The 21507-nt window shown below is 61.8% G+C and carries 23 protein-coding genes; 13 read left to right on the top strand and 10 right to left on the bottom strand.

Annotation, left to right across the window (positions count from 1 at the left end):
- Positions 1–101 precede the first annotated feature (101 nt).
- Positions 102–644 (bottom strand): RNA 2',3'-cyclic phosphodiesterase, encoded by a 543-nt coding sequence (gene thpR / locus ACLD1X_RS27500; RefSeq protein ID WP_429373193.1) that lies wholly within the window; start codon positions 642–644, stop codon positions 102–104.
- Between the two features lie 122 nt (positions 645–766).
- On the opposite strand from thpR, the gene ACLD1X_RS27495 reads away from it, so the two are divergent.
- Complete coding sequence (locus ACLD1X_RS27495; protein ID WP_429373191.1) at positions 767–961, top strand: hypothetical protein; 195 nt, start codon at positions 767–769, stop codon at positions 959–961.
- Positions 962–975: 14 nt separating this feature from the next.
- On the opposite strand, the gene ACLD1X_RS27490 is transcribed toward ACLD1X_RS27495, so the two are convergent.
- The gene (locus tag ACLD1X_RS27490) at positions 976–1329 is read right to left on the bottom strand and encodes a DUF1428 domain-containing protein (protein ID WP_429373189.1); all 354 of its coding nucleotides are present in this window, start codon (positions 1327–1329) and stop codon (positions 976–978) included.
- A 17-nt stretch (positions 1330–1346) separates the two neighbouring features.
- Positions 1347–2414 carry a hypothetical protein gene (locus ACLD1X_RS27485; protein ID WP_429373187.1) on the bottom strand — a complete coding sequence of 356 codons (1068 nt, stop codon included), beginning with the start codon at positions 2412–2414 and terminating at the stop codon, positions 1347–1349.
- A gap of 319 nt (positions 2415–2733) precedes the next feature.
- On the opposite strand from ACLD1X_RS27485, the gene ACLD1X_RS27480 reads away from it, so the two are divergent.
- Entirely contained in the window at positions 2734–2994 is a 261-nt protein-coding gene (locus ACLD1X_RS27480; RefSeq protein ID WP_413428656.1) for a hypothetical protein, read from the top strand.
- A 38-nt stretch (positions 2995–3032) separates the two neighbouring features.
- On the opposite strand, the gene ACLD1X_RS27475 is transcribed toward ACLD1X_RS27480, so the two are convergent.
- Positions 3033–3269 (bottom strand): hypothetical protein, encoded by a 237-nt coding sequence (locus tag ACLD1X_RS27475; protein WP_429373185.1) that lies wholly within the window; start codon positions 3267–3269, stop codon positions 3033–3035.
- Between the two features lie 180 nt (positions 3270–3449).
- On the opposite strand from ACLD1X_RS27475, the gene ACLD1X_RS27470 reads away from it, so the two are divergent.
- The 6 genes from ACLD1X_RS27470 (at position 3450) to yghX (ending at position 10710) form a co-directional block, all read left to right on the top strand.
- Positions 3450–5213 (top strand): L-lactate permease, encoded by a 1764-nt coding sequence (locus tag ACLD1X_RS27470; protein ID WP_429373183.1) that lies wholly within the window; start codon positions 3450–3452, stop codon positions 5211–5213.
- A gap of 253 nt (positions 5214–5466) precedes the next feature.
- Entirely contained in the window at positions 5467–6966 is a 1500-nt protein-coding gene (gene glcD / locus ACLD1X_RS27465) for a glycolate oxidase subunit GlcD (protein ID WP_429373181.1), read from the top strand.
- Positions 6966–8030 (top strand): glycolate oxidase subunit GlcE, encoded by a 1065-nt coding sequence (glcE, locus tag ACLD1X_RS27460; RefSeq protein ID WP_429373179.1) that lies wholly within the window; start codon positions 6966–6968, stop codon positions 8028–8030. The genes glcD and glcE overlap by 1 nt, the downstream gene beginning before the upstream one ends.
- A gap of 3 nt (positions 8031–8033) precedes the next feature.
- Positions 8034–9251 (top strand): glycolate oxidase subunit GlcF, encoded by a 1218-nt coding sequence (gene glcF, locus ACLD1X_RS27455; protein WP_429373177.1) that lies wholly within the window; start codon positions 8034–8036, stop codon positions 9249–9251.
- A gap of 19 nt (positions 9252–9270) precedes the next feature.
- Positions 9271–9672, top strand: a complete 402-nt coding sequence (locus tag ACLD1X_RS27450; RefSeq protein WP_429373175.1) for a heme-binding protein — start codon at positions 9271–9273, stop codon at positions 9670–9672.
- A gap of 150 nt (positions 9673–9822) precedes the next feature.
- Entirely contained in the window at positions 9823–10710 is an 888-nt protein-coding gene (yghX, locus tag ACLD1X_RS27445; protein WP_429373173.1) for a YghX family hydrolase, read from the top strand.
- A gap of 127 nt (positions 10711–10837) precedes the next feature.
- Here yghX and ACLD1X_RS27440 read toward each other — a convergent pair whose 3' ends face one another.
- Positions 10838–11491, bottom strand: coding sequence for a peroxiredoxin (locus ACLD1X_RS27440; RefSeq protein ID WP_429373171.1), 654 nt, complete (start codon positions 11489–11491; stop codon positions 10838–10840).
- A 122-nt stretch (positions 11492–11613) separates the two neighbouring features.
- Entirely contained in the window at positions 11614–12558 is a 945-nt protein-coding gene (locus ACLD1X_RS27435) for an aldo/keto reductase (protein WP_429373169.1), read from the bottom strand.
- Between the two features lie 129 nt (positions 12559–12687).
- Here ACLD1X_RS27435 and ACLD1X_RS27430 point away from each other — a divergent pair, with 129 nt between their 5' ends.
- A complete protein-coding gene (locus ACLD1X_RS27430) occupies positions 12688–13476 on the top strand; it encodes an alpha/beta hydrolase (RefSeq protein WP_429373167.1) in 789 nt (262 codons plus the stop codon).
- 81 nt (positions 13477–13557) lie between these two features.
- On the opposite strand, the gene ACLD1X_RS27425 is transcribed toward ACLD1X_RS27430, so the two are convergent.
- Entirely contained in the window at positions 13558–14832 is a 1275-nt protein-coding gene (locus ACLD1X_RS27425; protein ID WP_429373165.1) for a glucarate dehydratase family protein, read from the bottom strand.
- Positions 14829–16214, bottom strand: coding sequence for an MFS transporter (locus tag ACLD1X_RS27420; RefSeq protein WP_429373163.1), 1386 nt, complete (start codon positions 16212–16214; stop codon positions 14829–14831). The genes ACLD1X_RS27425 and ACLD1X_RS27420 overlap by 4 nt, the downstream gene beginning before the upstream one ends.
- Positions 16215–16334: 120 nt before the next feature.
- Here ACLD1X_RS27420 and ACLD1X_RS27415 point away from each other — a divergent pair, with 120 nt between their 5' ends.
- The 4 genes from ACLD1X_RS27415 (at position 16335) to ACLD1X_RS27400 (ending at position 19750) form a co-directional block, all read left to right on the top strand.
- Entirely contained in the window at positions 16335–17237 is a 903-nt protein-coding gene (locus tag ACLD1X_RS27415) for a LysR substrate-binding domain-containing protein (protein WP_429373161.1), read from the top strand.
- Positions 17238–17399: 162 nt separating this feature from the next.
- Positions 17400–18029, top strand: coding sequence for a hypothetical protein (locus tag ACLD1X_RS27410; protein ID WP_429373159.1), 630 nt, complete (start codon positions 17400–17402; stop codon positions 18027–18029).
- A gap of 19 nt (positions 18030–18048) precedes the next feature.
- Entirely contained in the window at positions 18049–18714 is a 666-nt protein-coding gene (locus tag ACLD1X_RS27405) for a helix-turn-helix transcriptional regulator (protein WP_429373157.1), read from the top strand.
- Positions 18715–18889: 175 nt separating this feature from the next.
- The gene (locus ACLD1X_RS27400; protein WP_429373155.1) at positions 18890–19750 is read left to right on the top strand and encodes a CAP domain-containing protein; all 861 of its coding nucleotides are present in this window, start codon (positions 18890–18892) and stop codon (positions 19748–19750) included.
- A 315-nt stretch (positions 19751–20065) separates the two neighbouring features.
- On the opposite strand, the gene ACLD1X_RS27395 is transcribed toward ACLD1X_RS27400, so the two are convergent.
- On the bottom strand, positions 20066–20386 hold the full coding sequence (locus ACLD1X_RS27395; RefSeq protein WP_429373153.1) for a hypothetical protein: 321 nt from the start codon (positions 20384–20386) through the stop codon (positions 20066–20068).
- Between the two features lie 540 nt (positions 20387–20926).
- Positions 20927–21507 (bottom strand): hypothetical protein (locus ACLD1X_RS27390; RefSeq protein ID WP_429373151.1); only part of this gene is annotated, 581 nt, incomplete at its 5' end.

Genomic DNA, 21507 nt, shown 5'->3' with positions numbered 1-21507 from the left:
CGTTCACGCAGCGCCTTACCACCGCTGCCTCTCCTGCAAGTAGAACGGCCTCACCTGGCTCCCTCGGTTCAGGTGAATTTGGCGCCCTCGGGCGCCTTTTTTTATGGGGGATCAATCAAGGGCCATTGGGCCAGTGCCCGATAGCGGCCCTTGTGGGATTCGAACAGGGTGAAGCGGTCGGCTCGCAGGAAGAATTGCGGCGCGGTCGCGGACTCCGGCACCGGCGCCCGATACTGCCGTGCCAGGGTCAGGTGCGGGCGGTATTCCCTGGGGGCTTCCTCCAGACCAAACGGCAACATCGCCTGTTCCAGGGCATACACCAATCGCAGCAATGCCGGGGGCGTCTGCTCCGGCGCGAGTATCAGCGCCCCCGCCCTGAGCCACACGTCCAGCCGATTCAACACCACCGTCAAGCGCTCGCCCGGTGTGCGGATGGACGCCACTGCATCGCAGATGCCAGCAATCTGCGCCACGCCCACCGCCCCCAAAAACTTCAGCGTCAGGTGAAAGTTTTCCACCGGCACCGGCCGGCCGTTACGCAGTTGCAGCGCACTGCGCCACTGGGCGATTTCCCGGCGCTGGGCCGGAGCGCAATCGAGTGCAAAGAACAGACGCTTGAACGGCTCGCGGGACTCTTCGTTCATGCCGGGCACCTCTTGGGAAGACTGCCTGAGTGTACTCAACCCGCGCGTACCGGCCAGCGCATTTCTGGCGCCGTGCGGCAGGCGCGTTATAGTTCTAGCATTCCGGAAATGCGGAGGGGGCCATGCGACAGATCATCAGCAAAGAGCCTTGGTGGGCCAGACCGCCCGAGCCAGGTCAGGATGAACTCAAGCTGGAATGGGGCTGGCTGGTGCATTACAACGAAGGTGAGCCGCGCTTCGAATTCATCCGCGAGCGGCCGACGGACGAGGAAATCCGGCATCGCAAGAGTTGCAGGATCACCCCGACGCCGGAGTGATCCCACGGCCGGCGTCAGGCTTTGAGGAGCATTTCAAACCCGCCGAACACCATTCGCTGACCGTCAAACGGCATCGGATTGACATTCGGCTGCATGCGCGGGTCCTGCATCATCCTGTCCATCCCGGCATTGCGGGTGGCCTTGTCCGGCCAGATGATCCAGCCAAAAGCCACGGTTTCGCCCTCCTTGAGTTTCACCGCCATCGGGAACGAAGTGACCTTGCCCTGCGGCACGTCTTCGCCCCAGCATTCGACCACGCTCAAGGCACCGTTTTCCTTGAAGACCGAGGCGGCGATTTCGGCGTGCTTGATGTATTGCTCACGGTTGGCAGTGGGTACGGCAGCGATAAAACCATCGACATAAGACATGAGCGTTTCTCCTGGGGTCATGGGGTGTTCTGCTGGGTAGTCGTTTGCGCCGGCGTCAGATCGACAGTGCCGGCGCTCAAACCGACCGGCGGCGAAGTACGGTCTGCCAGGCTGCCTTCGATCTGCCCTGCCATATAAAGTGTACCGGCCATGACACCGGTGGTCGGGTCCTGCACCAGTTTCATCCAGGCCTTGTCGAAGGTGTTGCCCAGGCTGCTGCGGATCAGAGCTTCACTGTCGGGCCGGTCATTGGCCTGGATGAGTGCACGAACGCCCGCGACCCCTAACGTGATCAAGCCACCGGCCAGTTTCCCGGCTGCCGCAGCCACGGCGCTGGCGGCCCCGCGCGGGGCCATCTCGGCTTCCATCCGCCGGCTGGCGCGCCTGGCCACCGGCGCCATCGCGGTGTCGGTCGAGCCCACACCCTTGTTGCCACCGGCCCTGTGGATTTTATCGACCAGCGCGACGAAGGCCGGCAAGGTGTTCAGCGGTTCGGTGTGCACGATCTGGTACAACGAGGCGTCTCGCGCCGGTGGGGGGCCGAGGGCGATGGCCGGGATTTTCTGGATGCGTCCGTTGAGCTGGGCAACCGGCACGCCGTGGCGAGTGGAGATTTTCTGCAGTTCTTCCTTGAGGATGTCGACGTAGAACGCCGCTGCCAGGCCGAGAATCGCATCGGGATCGACTTCCACTGCCGCCGGGGCCAGGACCTTTTCCTGATAGGCTTCGAGCAGGTACGCCGCCAGTTGTTTTTCCGCCGTGTCCTGCTCGCCCTTGGCGCTGATGGTGTACCAGCTGACCTTCATCGACAGCCATTCCTGGGTCCAGTAATTGCTGAACCAGGGAATGAAATTCTGTTCGGTCAACTCATAGACCCGTGTACGCCAATACTCCATGGCGCCGCGGGCGTAGATTCTGGTCTGTTCGGTGGCCGACTGCGACGCGGCGACGATCTCCCGGTCCACCTGTTGCCAGGTGCTGGCGGGCACGTTGACCGGTGCCACTTGCACCACCGGCGCGCGCACAGGCGTGGCACACCCCGCCAACACCACCAGCACGGCAATGATCAGCGAACGCAGGTTCAAGATGGCGGCTTCCTGGAGAGTGCACCGGGCGAAATGCCCGACACGCGTAACCCTCGGTTTAAGTATAGGTGGCGGCGCCCTTGAGGCCGCCTTGGGCCCGCACCAACAGCGCAAAAACCACCATCACTTGCGTCGATAATCACCATCGCCGCGATTGCCTTCCGCTTGATGGCCGTCAGCGTAGGATCGATTCCAAGCCAACACGAAACCCCGAATCGGAGGGGAACATCATGCTGATCCATTTGTTGACCTGCCTGGCCCTGACGGCGTTCACATTGGGTGTGTTTTCCTGGTACGTCTTGAGCGAGGAGCAAACATCATGATTCACACCGTCACCCTCGCCGTGCGTTTCCCGGTGTTCGGCAACAATTTCTACGCGCAGGAATTCGAGTCACGTAAAGAGTTGACTCTGATGTTCGACAAAAATTTCGAAGCGTTGCTGATCCCGGCAGCCGATCATCACTTCAGCAACGAAGTGGTCGGACTCAATGATCAGTTCCGTTTTTTGAATGACGTGCTGGTCGAGCATCTGCTGGATGTCGAGCTGGCAAAAGGCTCGGCCCGTTCGTTCGGGTTCTGACAGCGACCGCCGGTCGCCCGGGCTTGAACAGATAGCGCTCACAACGATCGCTGGCTATTGCCGATCCCCTTGGCAATATCGATCCCCCAATCCATCGCCGCCTCCATGTCCAGCATGTGCGGCCGTGGGTCGTGGTTTTCATTGATGACGGTGCCGTCCGGCCGATAGACACCAATGAACATGCCCAACGAACCGTCCTTCAATATCTCGGCCTTGACTTCAATCCGGCATCCGTTCGACAGCGTTTCCTTGTGGAACTCATGGCGCTCAGTCATTGCTGCTTTCCTCCCGCCCGTTGATTGCGAGCCTACCGGCAATGCTAGCTCAGCCCCCGCAAATACGTAGACCCGCTGGACCGGAGGCCTGCCCTGACAGCGGCGTAATGCCACCTATACTCAATTACACCTCCCCCCCAAGGGATCTGCACGTTCAACAACGAAAAGCAGAGGTGGAACATGGTCTGGCAGCAAGTCTACGATCCGTTCGGCAACCCGGTGCTTTCCACCATCATGGCCGCCGTACCGGTGGTGGTGATGCTGGCGTCCCTCGCGTTCTTCCATGTCAAGGCGCACCTGGCGGCGTTGCTCGCCCTGGCCTCGGCCCTGCTGATCGCGATCTTCGCCTTCGGCATGCCGGCGAACATGGCCGGGACCGCGGCGCTGTTCGGTGCAGCCAATGGTTTGCTGCCCATTGGCTGGATTGTGTTGAACATCATCTTCCTGCACCGCCTGACCACCGAAAACGGCTCGTTCAAGGTGCTGCAAGATTCCCTGGCGCGCATCACCGATGACCGACGCCTGCAATTGCTGCTGATCGCCTTCTGCTTCGGTGCGTTTTTCGAAGGGGCGGCCGGTTTCGGTACGCCGGTGGCGGTGACGGGCGCGATTCTGATCGGGCTGGGGTTTTCGCCGCTCGCCGCTTCAGGGCTGGCGCTGATCGCCAACACCGCCCCCGTGGCATTCGGCGCCCTCGGCACGCCGATCATCACCCTGGCCAAGGTCACCGGGCTGGATGAAATGGAGCTGTCGATGATGGTCGGCCGGCAGTTGCCGTTCTTCTCGGTGCTGGTGCCGTTCTGGCTGATCTGGGCCTTCGCCGGCTGGCGCAAGATGCTGGAAATCTGGCCGGCGATCCTGGTGGCCGGGGTCAGTTTCGCCGTGCCGCAGTTCCTGGTGTCCAACTATCACGGGCCGATGCTGGTGGACGTGATCGCCGCGCTGATTTCCATGGCCTGCCTGGCCGGGTTCCTCAGGGTATGGAAACCAGCCACGGTACATACGTCCGCCGCCCTGTCCGGCCGGGTCGACAACTCGAAGATCGACGCCGAACACGACGAAAAGCCTGTACCGACTGCAACCTTCGCCAATGAGGCAAAACCGGCTGTGATGCGGGCGTGGATGCCGTGGATCATCCTCACGATCTTCGTGTTCATCTGGGGCACCCAGGGCTTCAAGAACACCTTCGACACCCGCCCTGCGATCGACCCGCAAACCAGCGCCGCCAAACTCGATCCCCAGGGTAAGCCATTGCGCGAGGCGAACCCGGTGTTTGCGCCGGTCTTGACGTTCAGTACCTTGCACTTGCAAGTGGTAAAGGTCCCGCCGGTGGTGGCGGCGCCGAAACCCGAGGAAGCGGTGTACAAGTTCACCTGGTTCACCGCGACCGGCAGCGGCATTCTGCTGGCGGCGATTGTCGGCGGCTTGCTGATGGGGTACTCGATCCCGCAACTGATCAGCCAGTACCTGCGCACCTTGTGGGTGGTGCGTTACTCGTTGATCACCATTGCGGCAATGCTTGCCCTGGGCTTCCTCACGCGCTACTCCGGCCTGGATGCGACCATGGGCCTGGCCTTCGCCGCGACGGGCATCTTCTATCCCATGTTCGGCACCCTGCTCGGCTGGCTCGGCGTGGCGTTGACCGGTTCGGACACGGCGTCCAACGTGCTGTTCGGCGGCTTGCAGCGGGTGACCTCCGAGCAGTTGGGCATCAGCCCGGTGTTGATGGCCGCCGCCAACAGTTCCGGCGGGGTCATGGGCAAGATGGTCGACGCCCAGTCGATCGTGGTCGCCTCCACTGCCACCCGCTGGTACGGCCATGAAGGGGAAATCCTGCGCTACGTGTTCTTCCACTCGATCGTGCTGGCGATTCTGGTGGGTGGACTGGTGACCTTGCAGGCCTATGTCGCGCCGTTCAGCCATATGGTGGTGGGCGGACATTAAATCGAATACACCCGTAATTCTGTTTAACCCTGATCCCTGTGGGAGCGGGCTTGCTCGCGAAGGCGGCGACACATTCAACACAACTGTCGCCTGATACACCGCTTTCGCGAGCAAGCCCGCTCCCACACCTATGGCGGGTGGTCCGTCGAGCAGACAACGATCCCATGGACAGCTGGGCCTGACGGGCCAATGATTAAGACAGTGGACCGCGAAGACAGACCTCATGTGACAACAAAACGAGTGTCGAGCGCCGATGAACATTCTCTACGATGAACGCGTTGACGGCACCCTGCCCGACGTCGACAAACCGGCGCTGTTGCACGCCCTGAAAACCCGCTTGCCGAATCTGGAAATCCTCCATCAGCAGGAGGAACTCAAGCCCTACGAATGTGACGGACTCTCGGCCTATCGCACCACGCCGATGCTGGTGGTGCTGCCCCGATACATCGACGAAGTGCAAGGGGTGCTGCGTGTCTGTCATGAGCGGCACGTCCCCGTCGTGGCCCGTGGCGCGGGCACCGGTTTGTCCGGTGGCGCCCTGCCTTTGGACAAAGGCGTGCTGCTGGTAATGGCGCGTTTCAACAACATCCTGCACATCGACCCCGCCGCCCGTACTGCGCGGGTCCAGCCCGGCGTACGCAATCTGGCGATTTCCCAGGCGGCGGCACCGTTCGGCCTGTATTACGCACCGGACCCGTCCTCGCAAATCGCCTGCTCCATCGGCGGCAACGTGGCGGAAAATGCCGGTGGCGTGCACTGCCTCAAGTACGGCCTGACCGTGCACAACGTGCTCAAGGTCGACATCCTCACCGTCGACGGCGAGCACCTGAGCCTGGGCTCAAACGCCCTCGATTCTCCCGGTTTCGACCTGCTGGCGTTGTTCACCGGCTCCGAAGGCCTGCTCGGGATCATCACCGAAGTCACGGTCAAGCTACTGCCCAGGCCGCAGACCGCCAAAGTGCTGCTGGCAGCGTTCGACTCCGTGGAAAAAGCCGGCCGTGCCGTCGGTGACATCATCGCCGCCGGCATCATCCCCGGTGGCCTGGAAATGATGGACAACCTGGCCATCCGCGCCGCCGAGGACTTCATCCACGCCGGTTACCCGGTGGACGCCCAGGCCATTCTGTTGTGCGAGCTCGATGGCGTCGAAGCCGATGTCCAGGATGACTGCGAGCGGGTGCGCCAGGTACTGCAGCAGGCCGGCGCTATCGAGTTGCGTCAGGCGAAGGACGAAGCCGAACGCGTGCGTTTCTGGGCCGGGCGCAAGAATGCCTTCCCGGCGGTGGGCCGCCTCTCGCCGGACTATTACTGCATGGACGGCACCATCCCCCGTCGCGAACTGCCCGGCGTGCTTCGTGCCATCGCCGAGCTCTCGAACGAATACGGCCTGCGGGTGGCGAACGTGTTCCACGCCGGCGACGGCAACATGCATCCGTTGATTCTGTTCGACGCCAATCAACCCGGTGAACTTGATCGGGCCGAGGCCCTGGGCGGCAGGATCCTGGAGTTGTGCGTGAAGGTCGGTGGCAGCATCACCGGTGAACACGGCGTGGGCCGCGAGAAGATCAACCAGATGTGCGCACAGTTCAACAGCGATGAGTTGACCCTGTTCCATGCCATCAAGGCCGCCTTCGACCCGAGCGGCCTGCTCAACCCCGGCAAGAACATTCCGACCCTGCACCGCTGCGCCGAATTCGGGGCCATGCATGTGCACGGCGGGCAATTGCCCTTCCCGGAGCTGGAGCGTTTCTGATGCGCGGCCCTGAAGAATTCGACGACAGCCAGTCGCTGCTGGATCAGGTCAACCAGGCGCTGGAAAACGCCACGCCGTTGCGCATTCAGGGATCCAACAGCAAGGGCTTCCTTGGCCGTGCCACGGCCGGGGAAATTCTCGATACCCGCTCGCACCGGGGCATCGTCAGCTACGACCCGACAGAACTGGTGGTCACCGCCCGTTGCGGCACACCGTTGGCGCAGCTGGTGCAGGTGCTGGATGCCGCGCAACAGATGCTGCCCTGCGAACCACCGGCCTTTGGCGACAACGCCACTGTCGGCGGCATGATCGCCTGCGGGCTGTCCGGGCCACGGCGTCCGTGGGTCGGCTCGGTGCGCGATTTCGTACTCGGCACGCGGGTCATCACCGGGCAAGGCAAGCTGTTGCGCTTCGGTGGCGAGGTGATGAAAAACGTCGCCGGCTACGACCTGTCGCGCCTGATGGCCGGCAGTTACGGCTGCCTCGGGCTGATCACCGAAGTCTCGCTCAAAGTGCTGCCAAAACCCCGGCAGTGCCTCAGTGTCAGCCTGGAAATGAACACCGAACAAGCCTTGCTGCGCCTGGCGGAATGGGGCCAACAGCCGTTGCCGATCAGTGCCGCCTGCCACGACGGTACACGCCTGCACCTGCGGCTCGAGGGCGGCGAAGGTTCGGTGGCGGCGGCCCATGAGCGCCTCGGTGGCGAACGGCTGGACGCTTGCTACTGGGACGATCTCAACGAGCAGCGCTTGAGTTTCTTCGATGAAGACCAGCCGCTTTGGCGTCTTTCACTGCCGCACAACACGCCATGCCTGACGCTGCCGGGTCGCCAGTTGCTCGACTGGGGGGGCGCCCAGCGCTGGTTGAAATCCGATGCCGATGCGGCGTTCATCCGCCAGGTCGTCGACGAGGTCGGCGGCCATGCCACCTGTTTCAGCCACGGCTTGACCGACACCGCGTTCCAGCCGCTGTCCCCGGCCCTGATGCGTTATCACCGCAACCTGAAGCAACAGCTCGATCCACGGGGCATCTTCAACCCCGGACGCCTGTACGCGGAGCTTTGAACCATGCAGACGACCTTGAGTGAAAGCGCCAGCCATCTGCCCCGCGCCGCAGAAGCCGAAAGCATCCTGCGTACCTGCGTGCACTGCGGGTTCTGCAATGCCACGTGCCCGACCTATCAACTGCTCGGCGATGAACTGGACGGACCACGGGGGCGCATCTACCTGATCAAGCAAGTGCTGGAAGGCAACGACGTCACGCAGAAGACCCAACAACACCTGGACCGCTGCCTGTCGTGCCGCAACTGCGAAACCACCTGCCCGTCGGGTGTCGATTACCACAACCTGCTGGACATCGGCCGGGCGGTGGTCGATGCGGCGGTGCCGCGCCCGCTCGGCCAGCGCCTGTTACGCGAGGGGTTGCGTCAGACCGTGCCACACCCGGAGCTGTTCAAGAGTCTGGTCAATAGCGGTCAGGTGTTCCGTGCGCTGCTGCCCGGCCCCCTGCAAAGCAAGTTGCCGCGCAGCATCTACCCGGCCAAGCCACGGCCAATGACCCTGCGTGAGCGTCAGGTGCTGATGCTCGAAGGATGCGTGCAGCCCAGCCTGTCGCCCAACACCAATGCTGCGGCGGCGCGGGTGCTGGACCGCTTGGGGATCAGCGTCATCGCGACCCGCGAAGCCGGGTGCTGCGGTGCCGTGGACTATCACCTGGACGCCCAGGCCGCCGGCCTCGATCGCGCCCGGCGCAACATCGACGCGTGGTGGCCGGGCATCGAAAAAGGCGCCGAAGCGATTGTGCAGACGGCCAGCGGTTGCGGTGCCTTCATCAAGGATTACGGCCACCTGCTCGCCAGCGACCCGGCCTATGCCGACAAGGCGAAAAAGGTCAGCGCGCTGGCCCGGGACCTGGTGGAAGTGTTGCGCGACGAACCATTGGAAAAACTCGGCATCCACGCCTCGCAACGCCTGGCTTTCCATTGCCCCTGCACCTTGCAGCACGGGCAGAAACTCGGCGGTGCCGTGGAAGCACTGCTGACCGGGTTCGGTTTCAACCTGACGCCCGTTCCCGACGGGCACCTGTGCTGCGGTTCGGCGGGCACCTATTCACTGACCCAGCCGGAACTGTCGCGACAACTGCGCGATAACAAGCTCAACGCCCTGGAAAGCGGCCATCCCGAGGTCATTGTCACGGCCAACATTGGCTGCCAGTCGCACCTCGACGGCGCAGGCCGAACCCCGGTGCGGCACTGGATCGAACTGGTCGAAGCCGCCCTGCCCTAACCGAATCCCGGAGGTGCCCATGAACCGCAAAGCCGTCCTGAGCCAAGCCGAAGTCAGCCGGATCCTCACCGCCGCCCGCACCGAAGCACAGGCCAATCAATGGGCCGTGACCATCGTGGTAGTCGATGACGGCGGCCACCCGCTGGCCCTCGAACGCCTCGACGGCTGCGCGCCGGGCAGCGCCTATATCGCTACCGAAAAGGCCCGCACCTCAGCCCTCGGACGGCGCGAATCGAAAAACTATGAGGACATGATCAACGGTGGGCGCTACGCTTTTCTGTCAGCGCCCTTGCTGACCTCGCTGGAGGGTGGCGTGCCGATAGTCTTCGAAGGCCAGGTGATTGGCGCCGTCGGGGTGTCGGGCGTCAAGCCTGAGCAGGATGCGCAGGTGGCCAAGGCCGGTGCGCAGTGCCTGAAATGAAATTGTGGCATCACCCTAGATCCCTGTGGGAGCGGGCTTGCTCGCGAAAGCGGTGTATCAGACACATGGATATCAGATGTGCCACCGTCTTCGCGAGCAAGCCCGCTCCCACAAGAGTCCGAGTTAAACCAGCCGAGAGGAGCCTCATCCATGACCCGCCTCACCGCCAAAGACTTCGCCCCCGAACTGCTGGAACTCTACGACTACTACGCCCACGGCAAGATCGACCGCCGGGAGTTTCTCGATCGCGCGGCGCTATTTACCTTCGCCGGCATGACGGCGGGAGCCCTGCTCGCCGCGCTAAGCCCCAACTATGCGCTGGCCGAGCAGGTCGAATTCACTGATCCGGACATTGTTGCCGAGTACATCACCTACCCGTCGCCCAAGGGCCACGGCCAGGTTCGCGGTTATCTGGTGCGTCCGGCCAAGGCCACCGGCAAAGTGCCGGCAGTGGTGGTCGTGCACGAGAACCGCGGGCTCAACCCGTACATCGAAGATGTGGCCCGGCGGCTGGCCAAGGCCGGCTTCATCGCCCTCGCCCCGGACGGCCTGAGTTCGGTCGGAGGTTATCCGGGCAATGACGACAAGGGCCGCGAGCTTCAGGCCAAGGTCGATCCGGAAAAACTGATGAACGACTTTTTCGCCGCCGTCGAGTGGATGATGAAACACCCCGCCGCCAGCGCAAAAGTCGGCATCACCGGATTCTGCTACGGCGGTGGCGTGACCAACGCCGCTGCCGTGGCCTATCCGGAACTGGGGGCCGCCGTGTCGTTCTATGGTCGCCAGCCAGCGGCCGAGGACGTGCCCCGCATCAAGGCCCCGCTGATGCTGCACTACGGCGAGCTGGATACGCGGATCAACGAAGGCTGGCCGGCCTTTGAGAAAGCGTTGAAGGCCGGGGGCAAGACCTATGAGGCCTATATTTACCCGGGCTGCAATCATGGTTTCCACAACGACTCCACGCCGCGTTATGACGAGGCGGCGGCGAAACTGGCGTGGGAGCGGACGTTGGGGTGGTTTCGCAAGTATCTGGTTTGACCTGAATTTGAGGGCAGCAGGGCCGGCCTCTTCGCGAGCAAGCCCGCTCCCACATTGGCTCTGTGTACGACGCAGATCCAATGTGGGAGCGGGCTTGCTCGCGAAGGCGATCTTAAGACCTGCGCAGTTACTTCGGCTGAGCCACAGTCCGCAGATACGGTTTCAAGGTCTTGAAACCATCCGGGTATTTCTTCTTCGCGTCTTCGTCAGACACCGAGGTCGGAATGATCACGTCTTCACCTGGCCGCCAGTTCACGGGCGTGGCGACGGTGTGTTTGGCATTCAGTTGCAGGGAATCGAGCAGGCGCAGCACTTCATCGAAGTTGCGCCCGGCGCTCATCGGGTAGATCAGCATGGCCTTGACCTTCTTGTCCGGGCCGACGATGAACACCGAACGCACTGTGGCGTTGTCCACCGCCGTGCGCGCACCGCCGCTGGCGTTGGGGTGGATCATGTCGTAGAGCTTGGCCACCACCAGGTTTTCGTCGCCGATCAGCGGGTAGTTGACCGCGCTGCCCTGGGTCTCGGCGATGTCGCCGACCCAGCGGTGGTGATCACTGACCGGGTCGACGCTCAGGCCCAGGACCTTGGTGTTGCGCTTATCGAATTCCGGCTTGAGTTTGGCCAGGTAGCCCAGTTCGGTGGTGCACACCGGGGTGAAATCCTTGGGGTGGGAAAACAGGATCGCCCACCCGTTGCCGATCCATTGGTGAAAGTTGAGCGTGCCTTCGGTGGTTTCGGCGGTGAAATCCGGTGCTTCATCGCCAATGCGGATAGCCATGTTCGATCTCCTTGCAGTGATGGACAGGGACGCCGTCAGGGCAACGATTGCGCTTTCAACGGCATGGACGCGAACAGTATAGGAGAGGTTCCGGGACTCGCCGGGCAGCGTTCGGCGAGTCGCTAGCCCACCAGGGCAATCAGTTGCTGGCGCTGGGCATCGGTCAGCATCGGGCCGAAACCGGCGCGGGCATTTTCCGCCATGTAGCGCGGGTTGCCGGTGCCCGGAATGACGCACGTCACCGCCGAATGCGACAGCAGGAATTTCAGCGCCAGTTGCGGCCAGCTCTTGACCCCGACTTGCGCCGCCCAGCCTGGTAGCGGCCTGTCCTTGAGCCTGGCGAGCAGGCCCCCACCGCCGAACGGCCGATTGCAGATCACCGCCACCCCCCGCTCGCGGCACAACGGCAGCAGGCGTTGCTCGGCACCGCGATCATCCAGGGCGTAGTTGATCTGCAAGAAATCCACTGGCTCGGCCTTGAGTACCGCCTCCACTTCTTCATAGGCCGACGCCGTGTAATGGGTAATGCCGATGTAGCGAATGCGCCCGGTTTCCTTCCAGTGGCGCAGGGTCGGCAGGTGAATCTGCCAGTCCAGCAGGTTGTGGACCTGCATCAGGTCGATCCGGTCGGTCTGCAACAGGGCAAAGGATTGTTCCATCTGCGCGATGCCTTCTTCGCGCCCCCGGGTCCACACCTTGGTGGCCAGGAACGCCGGCGAGCTCGGCTCATGGATCGACAGCAGTTCGCCGACGGTCCGTTCGGCGCGACCGTACATCGGCGAACTGTCGATCAGCTTGCCCCCCTTGTCGAACAACGCGTCCAGCACCGCGGGCAAGTCTTTGTAAGCCGGTTGCGAAGGCTCGACATCGAATCCGTGATAAGTGCCCAACCCGACGATCGGCAAGGACTCGTTGCTGGAAGGAATGGCACGGGTCTGCATGGTCTCGCCTCCTGTTCCCGTCGACGGCACGGGTTGCGATCCCGCCGGACCGAACGTGAAGACCGCCGAAGCACCGGCAGCCAGCGTGAGTATTTCTCTACGGGTGTACCCCACAGGATGGCTCATAAAACGCTTCTCACCAGTCGCCCGGATCAGACATGTTGCATCGGCAACCCGGATAACCCGCGCCAAAGGTCGATTGACTACACTCAGAAAGCCTTGCGGCGCCAGCCACTTTCCAATCCCGAGCAGTCAATGCCGCCCACTAACGTTAGCCGAATGTCGCGCACCCTGGTGTTACTCGTCGTCATCGTCGCTGCGTTGTACCTGGCGCTGTGCGTGGCGCTGTTCGTGTTTCAGCGGGCGCTGATTTATTACCCGCAACCGCGCACCGTCGGCACAGCCGCGACCCTGCTCACACTGCCGGTCGCCGACGCACGGGTGCTGGTCACCATCCGGCCTCACGAGGGTCCCGACGCGCTGATTTATTTCGGCGGCAATGCCGAAGACGTCTCGCGCAACCTGCCCGGGTTCGCGCAAGCGTTCCCTGACCACGCCCTGTATCTGCTGCACTACCGTGGCTACGGCGGGAGTACCGGCTCGCCATCCGAAGAGGCCATCGCCCGCGATGCCCTCACCTTGTTCGACCAGGTGCATGCCACCCATGCGCATGTGGCGGTGGTCGGACGCAGCCTGGGCTCCGGGGTCGCCGTGCGCCTGGCGAGCCAGCGCCCGGTGGCACGGCTGGTGCTGATCACGCCCTACAACAGCCTCGAAGGGCTCGCTGCCCGCCAGTTCCGCTGGTTTCCGGTGCGCTGGCTGTTGAAGGACAAATACCCGTCCTGGCAGTACGCCGCCCGCATCACGGTGCCGACGGTATTGATAGCGGCCGAGCATGACGAAGTGATTCCGCGCTCGAGCACCGAGCGTTTGTATACACACTTCGCCAAAGGCGTGGCATCACTGCAGGTGATACCGGGGACAGGGCATAACTCAATCAGCGAAAGCCCTGAGTACCTCAAGGCGCTGGGGGACGGGTTGTAGTCAGCGGGAAGTTCTGGCTGGAAAAAACCGGTCCGGGCAAGCGCGACCACGCTTGCCCGGACCAAAGGACACTGCACGCAATCAAAAACGCGGCTTGACGGCCTTCCATTCCGGTTTGTATCGCTGCATCTGCTTCACGTCATCTCGCTGGCGAATGCCGCACGTCAGGTATTGGTCATGCAGCTTGCCCAACTGGTCGTGGTCCAGTTCCAGGCCCAGGCCCGGGGCGCGGGTGATTTTCACGCAACCGTCGACAATCGGCAGCTTGCCCCCCTTGATCACCTCTTCGTCCGGCTCCTGCCAGGGGTAATGGGTGTCGCATGCGTAATCCAGGTTCGGCACCGCAGCGGCGACATGCGCCATGGCCATCAGGCTGATGCCCAGATGCGAGTTGGAATGCATCGACACACCAAGACCAAAGGTTTCGCACATTTTCGCCAGCGCCTGGGTGTCACGCAGGCCACCCCAATAATGGTGGTCGGCGAGGACAATCTGCACGCTGTTCTGCGCCACGCTGCGGCGGAACTCGTCGAAATCGGTGACCACCATATTGGTCGCCAGGGGCAAGCCGGTGCGCCTGTGCAGTTCGGCCATGCCCTCCAGGCCCGGCGTCGGGTCTTCGTAATACTGCAGGTCATCACCGAGCAATTCGGCCATGCGGATCGAGGTTTCCAGCGACCAGTTGCCGTTCGGATCGATGCGCAGCGGATAACCGGGGAAGGCCTTTTTCAGCGCCTTGATGCACGACACCTCATGCTCCGGCGGCAAGGTGCCGGCCTTGAGCTTGATGCTCTTGAAGCCGTAGGCCTCGATCATGCGCCGCGCCTGGGCAACGATCTGTTCTTCGTTCAGGGCCTCGCCCCAGTTGTCGGGCTTGTAGGGTGAATCGACGTGTTGCGCATACTTGAAGAACAGGTAGGCGCTGAACGGGATCTCCTCGCGGATGGCCCCGCCCAGCAAATCCACCAGGGGCACATTCAGCGAGTGCGCCTGCAGATCCAGGAATGCCACTTCGAACGCCGAATAGGCATTGCTGACCGCTTTGCTGGCATGAGAGCCCGGTGCCAGTTCGGCACCGGCAATGCTCGCCGGCTTATTCGCCGCCACCGTGGCCTGGACGATGGCGCGCAACTGATTGAGGTTGAACGGGTCAAGGCCGATCAGTTGGGTTTGCAGTTGTTGCTGGATCGCCAGCGCCGGAGCGTCGCCATAACTTTCACCCAGGCCGATGTAGCCATTGTCGCTTTCGATCTCGATGATCGAGCGCAGCGCGAAGGGTTCATGAATGCCGCTGGCATTGAGCAATGGCGGATCGCGGAAGGCGATGGGGGTGACGGTGACTCGTGTGATTTTCAAGAGGCGGCTCCCGTTGGATCAGATTTCAGGGCTGGATGATTGATTGGCTTTTTTACGTCGGCACCTTCCACCGGCGAATGCAATGCGTTGCCACGCGGCGCGGTGCGGGCAAAGAAGATCACCACGGCGGCCACCAGCGAAGTGGCGGCCAGGCCGTACAGTCCGCCCTCGATGGAACCGGTGGTTTGCTCCAGGAAGCCAAACGCGGTCGGGGCGACAAAACCGCCGAGGTTGCCGATGGAGTTGATCAGGGCGATCACCGCCGCAGCGATGCGTGCATCCAGATAGCCTTGCGGAATCGGCCAGAACAACGCCGAGGCCGCCTTGAAACCGATCGCGGCAAAGCAGATGGCAACGAAGGCGAAGACCGGACCGCCGGTGGTGGACATGAACATGCCGAACGAGGCGATCACCAGGGTTACCGCGACCCAGGCCTGCTGGAATTTCCATTTGCTGGCCAGGGCGGCGAAGCCGTACATCGCGACGATGGAGATGATCCATGGAATCGAGTTGAACAGGCCGACCTGGAAGTCACCGAGGTTGCCCATCTTCTTGATCATGCTCGGCAGCCAGAACGTGGCGCCGTAGATGGTCAGGGCGATGGAGAAGTAGATGAAGCAGAACAGCGCGATCTGTTTGTCGGCCAGCAACCTGAACATCGATGGCTTGACCGTCCGCGTGGCGTCGCGAGCCTGCTGTTCCAGGTCGATGGCGGCGCTCAGTGCGGCTTTCTCTTCATCGCTGAGCCACTTCGCTTGCCGTGGATGGGATTGCAGCCAGAACCAGACGAAACCGCACAACACGATCGAGGCGAAGCCTTCAATCAGAAACATCCACTGCCAGCCGTGCAGGCTCAAGCCATCGATGTGCAGCAGCGCACCGGACACCGGTCCGGAGATCACCGAAGCGATGGCCGAGCCGCTGAGGAAAATGGCCATGGCCTTGCCGCGCTCGGACGATGGCAGCCATTGGGTGAAGTAGTAAATGATGCCGGGAAAGAAGCCCGCTTCGGCAGCACCGAGGATGAAACGCAGGACATAAAAGCTGGTTTCGCCCCGCACAAAGGCCATCGCCATGGCGGCAGCGCCCCAGGTGAACATGATGCGCGTCAGCCAGGCGCGGGCGCCGTAGCGTTGCAGCAGCATGTTGGATGGCACTTCGAAAATCGCGTAGCCAACGAAGAACAGCCCGGCACCCAGGCCATACGCGGCGGCGCCAATGCCCAGGTCGGTTTCCATGTGGCTGCGCACGAAGCCGATATTGACCCGGTCGATGTAGTTGACGATGAACATGATCACGAACAGTGGCAGGACGTGGCGCTTGACCTTGGCGGCAGCACGGGCGAGCACATTCGGGTCGGGTGGACTCTGCAGGGTATTCAAGGGGCGACTCCCGATCATTGTTTTTCTAGGGATGATTTTTCAGGCCTGGCCCGATGATGGACGCGCACATTGATCCCGTCTAATCTAACTTGGCATTCGATTGATACCTGGATTAGATCAATGTTCGAGCTGACTCAACTGCGCTGTTTCACCACCGTGGCCACGGAACTGAATTTCCGCCGCGCCGCCGAACGGCTGAACATGACCCAGCCGCCCCTCAGCCGGCAGATTCAGTTGCTGGAGCACCACCTGGGCGTCGAGTTGTTCACCCGCAGCACCCGCAGCGTCGCGCTCACCGCCGCCGGTCGGGCTTTCTTCATCGAAGCCCAGAACCTGCTGGAGCGCGCCCAGCAAGCGGCTGTGACAGCCCGGCGATTCGCCGAGGGCGACATCGGTTCGGTCAATATCAGCTTCGTCGGCAGCGCGGTTTACGAGTTCCTGCCCAAGGTCATTGCCGAGGCGCGACTCAAGCAGCCCCACGTCAAAATCGACCTGTCGGAGATGAACACCTACCAGCAGCACGAAGCCCTGCGCGCCCGCCGCATCGATCTCGGCATCGCCCGCGCGCCGTTGCTGGAACCGGGCTACTCCACCGAATGCCTGGTGCGCGAGCCATTCGTGCTGGCGGTGCCCAGCACGCACCGCCTGGCCCGTGCCGCAACGGTATCGGTCCAGGACCTCGACGGGCAGCCGTTCCTGATGTACTCCCACGCCGCCTACCCGCCGTTCAACGAACTGCTGACCGGCATGCTGCGCTCGGCCCGCGTCGCCCCGGATTACGTGCAATGGCTGGGCTCGTCCCTGACCATCCTGGCGCTGGTCAACGCCGCCATGGGCCTGGCCCTGGTGCCGCGTTGCGCGACCAGCGTGGTGTTCAAGAACGTGGTGTTTCGCGACATCGACCTGGGCGAAGGTGTGCAGAGTGAGTTGCACCTGATCTGGCGCGAGAACAACGACAACCCGGCGTTTGCGATGTTGCTGGAGGGTATTCGGCGCGCAGTGCAGGAGGGATGGGGGGTGTAACCCAAGCTCCCTCGCCACAGAAAGCGCCTTCCCCCTGCGAGCTCCCTCGTCTGAGCCACTGACGGAGGCCGTTCATCCGAGAATTCGCCAGCATCCAATAAAAACATATTTTTATGCCTATATTGATATTGTCGAACACTTCCACTCTCAGAGGGTGCCGTCATGAACATCAAAACCCTGGCTTTGCTCCTGCTGGCTTTGTGTGCGCAACCGGTCTGGAGCCAGACGCCCGCCGCTTCACCCGCCGCTGCCGACAGCGCCGCGCTGACCACGCGCCTGGCCCTGCGTGACCTTTGGGTCGAACACATTTTCTGGATCAGAAACTACGCGCTTGCCAATCAATCCGCCGACAAGAAGCAAGCCAAGGTCGCGGCGGATCAGGTCGTCGACAACGCGACCAAAATCGCCAACAGCATCGCCCCGCTCTACGGCCAACCGGCGGCGGATCAACTGCTCAAGCTGCTTGCCGGCCATTGGGGCGCGGTGAAACACTACAGCGATGCCACGGTGGCCAAGGATGCCAAGGGCAAACAGGCCGCCGTCACCGAGTTGACCAGCAATGCCAAGGCGATTGCGGCTTTCCTGGCCACCGCCAACCCCAATCTGCCTGAAGCCACACTGGTCAACATGTTGTCGGCCCATGGCGGTCACCACGTCGCCCAGATCGACGAGTTTGCCGCGCACGATTACGCCGGCGAGGCCCGTACCTGGGCGATGATGCGCACGCACATCCTGGCCCTGGCGGATGCGTTGACCGGCGCGCTGGTCAAGCAATTCCCCGACAAGTTCTGATATCGCGCGAGGGCATCCCATGCTGGAAGGACTGGGCCGGACACAGCAAGACCTGCTCAATGCGCTGCTGCACCATGCGGGCGGCATGAGCATTGACGAGCTGGCTGAACACCTGGCCGTCACGCGCACGGCGATCCGCCAACACCTGGCGGCGCTGGAGCGTGACGGTCTGGTGCTGCGCGGCGACACCCGCCCGACGGGTCGTCGTCCGGAGCAGCTGTATCGGCTTACCGAACACGCGCGGGAGCAGTTCCCTCGCCACTATCAGCTGCTGGCCAGCGTATTGATCGATGAAGTGGCGGGCATCATCGGACCTGAGGCCCTGACCTCGCTGATGCGCAGCATGGGCCGCAAGCTGGCGCTGGACCGTGAACAACAGGTCGTGGATGAAGCCAGGATCGTGCAGCACATGAACCAGGCGGGTTACGAAGCCGAGGTGTTTTTTCGTTCGGCCGGCACCCCGGAAATCGTCGCGCATAACTGCGTCTTCCACCGCCTGGCCGCTGCCCACCCGGTGGTCTGTGAGCTGGACCTGGCCTTGATCGGTACCTTGGGGGGCGGTGAAGTCGAACACAGCGAGTGCATGGTGCGCGGCGGGCATGTGTGTCGCTTCAGGCTGCGACCGAGCGAAAAACCGGAGGCCGCGACAGAGGCAACTTCAGTCAATACCGATCAGCCAGCCTAGCGTTTGCCTGAAAGCCGTAGCTGCCGGTTTCCGGCGACCCGACACCCTTCGTCGGACTCCTCGCTTCGCCCGCAAATAGACACCTGCGCTGCGTGAACCTTGTTTCGAGGCGCCAGTCATAGCCCAGCGCTTTTCCCCACTTTCTTCGTCGTCATCTCATCAGAGTTGTCCGTTCATGCGCCAAACTGTCGTTGCCTTGCGCTTTTCTTCGCTGTGCCTGTTTTCCCTGCTCCCCGTTTTTGCAAGCCCCGCCCATGCCGATGGGCAGCGGCAACTGGTCGACGCCATCAACGACTATCGCGCCCATCCGCAACGCTGCGACCGGCGACCGACGCAACGTTTGTCACCCTTGACGCTCAAGTCGAACCTGGCCCTGCCCGTTGGCTATGGCGGTGGTTTGCGCGACAGGTTAAAGGCTTCCGGCTATCAGGCGACCATGGTGCGGTCGATCCGCGTGGTGGGTGCGCGGGACGCCGAAGAGGCGTTCGATATGTTCCAGGACGAACATTGCGCGGCACTGCTCGACAACCAATACGCCGATATCGGCGTCAGCCGCTCCGGCAGTGAGTGGCAAGTGGTACTGGCGCGCCCGGTGCTCGACGGGCAAACCGGCGATCCACGCAGCGCCGCCCAGGCGTTGCTGGCGCAGGTCAATGCAGCCCGGGCCAGGCCGCGCCTGTGTGGTCGCCAGCGCTTCGCCGCCGCGCGGCCGCTGTCGTGGAGCCCCTCCCTCTACGCCGCCGCCCAGGGCCATAGCAAGGCCATGGCCTATGGCAACTATTTCGCCCACCAGGACCCCGACGGTGACATGCCCTACGACCGCGCCAAGGCCGCCGGCTATCGTGGCCGGCAGATTGGTGAAAACATCGCCGCCGGGCAAGGCTCGCCGAGCAAGGCCATGGCCGGCTGGCTCGCCAGCCCCGGGCACTGCGCCAACCTGATGAACCCGATGTTCACCCAGGTCGGTGCCGCGTACGCCGCCAACGCGCGCAGCGACAACGGTGTCTACTGGACGATGCTGTTCGGCGCGCCTTGAGCCACTGCCCAGGCCAAACGTGCGGGCATTAAAAAGCCCGCACGGGGCGGGCTTCGCGGGTGAGTTTTAGTAGGTGGCCGGTGCTGGTCTCCGGCTTACAAGGTTTATCAGGCCTCCCACAAAAGAGTCGTGAAACTGTAATGGAACTCTTCTGCTTCACACGGCATAAGGGCTGGATCCCAGCGCGGGGATCTTTCTAACCGTGTACCCTTCGGAACGCGCCCCACGTCTCCTTGCTATCCTTTTGCGCATCAGTCTGCGTCTTCACCTACAGGATTGAGAATAGCAAAACAGGCTCAATTGCCAACCAGGCTTTTAGACCGATTTCGACCAGCAGAAAACAGCGCAGGACGGAAAAATACTATCAATGCGCAGATGCCTCTGTAGGAGCGAGCTCGCTCGCGAAGAGGCCGGCACATTCAACATCCATGGCGCCTGACAAACCGCCTTCGCGAGCAGGCTGAGCTGGTAATTGACGTACGGGGGCGGGCCGCCACGCGCAACAAATTGCGCCAGAGCGTACACCTGGTCAATTACCTGTTTGACGAACTGGAGCTGCACGAACATCCCGATAAAACGACGCTCGGACCTATCGAGCAGCGCTTCACTTTCCTGGGAAAGCGTTACCCCTTCCAATAGCCTCCTGCGTTAACGTCTGTCCATCGAAAGAACGCCAGCTTTAGGAGAAAACCTCAGTCGCTTCCCCTGACGGGGAATTGGCTGAGGTGGACGAGCGTTGTTTCGTATCAAAACTGTTTGCCCTGTCGAACCTGTGGATGGCTGGAAAATAGCTGATGGGTATGGGCGAGCTGCGTTTGACCCGGAGAACCGGGCGAAAAAATCATCGAGGCACTATAAGCCACCCGTTTTTCCGAAAGTATGGTGCCCCCCGAAGAGTTTTCGACTTGCCGACGGTTTATGGCAAGTTGATCGGAGCTTCCCTAGTCAGTATCGGCTTGTTTCCGTTTTTTGTTCATCGGCTCACGACCTCCATTCAAATGTCCTCCCCTCACTCGGTCACCCTCATGCAATTACGTTACACTTGGTTCGCTGTTGGTCTACGGCGGCGGAGCTTTCACCCACAAGATTGCACTCCATGATGGACGCATATATAAAACCCCCGACACGGAGCATCGGGGGTGAAGCAGGTGTCAAACTACTTCAAAGCTTCCCTGTTTAAAGGTAAAACTTAAAATCATCAACAGATAATGTATTGCCTAGAGTTCCACTTATTCTAATTTCTGCGATGTTGCTTGCTGTGAACGAGACCTGCTGGTGAAGGAAATGTACGGGATTAAGATTGATCCCGCCTAGAAGCCCCCCCTGACTGTTGTAAAATTCTGCCCTGACACTTCCCGACTGGGTAAAGTTAATTGTAAAAATATACGCAAAATCCACGCGCTGAAAGATGGATCTCGAATCCAGATTTAACATAAATGAAAAAGGCGAAATACTGTTACCCTGATTGGCATTTTGTATATATAGTCTCTTCCCTTGCACAGGCCCCGGAGGGTAAGTATGAGGTATACCGGTAACCCCCATCGTTCTATAAATATTACCTGTGCCAGATTCAAAGTAAGCCCTCATTATCCCAACACGCCGAACGTCTCCAGGGGAAAATTTCACATCAGTGACATTGTCAAAGTTCTCCGTGATTATGCGTTGAGTTACGGTCAAGGTCCTCGCCGCCGAGCTTTGTTCCGAACCATACAAGGCCTTGGCCGTAAAGCTGTGCGCCGCCACGCTCAGCCCGGTGA

It is taken from the genome of Pseudomonas sp. 18173, assembly GCF_050432945.1.
In the GTDB taxonomy this organism is placed as follows: Bacteria; Pseudomonadota; Gammaproteobacteria; order Pseudomonadales; family Pseudomonadaceae; genus Aquipseudomonas.
The sequence above is the reverse complement of the archived record's forward strand: the minus strand, read 5'-3'. Positions and strand labels throughout refer to the sequence as shown.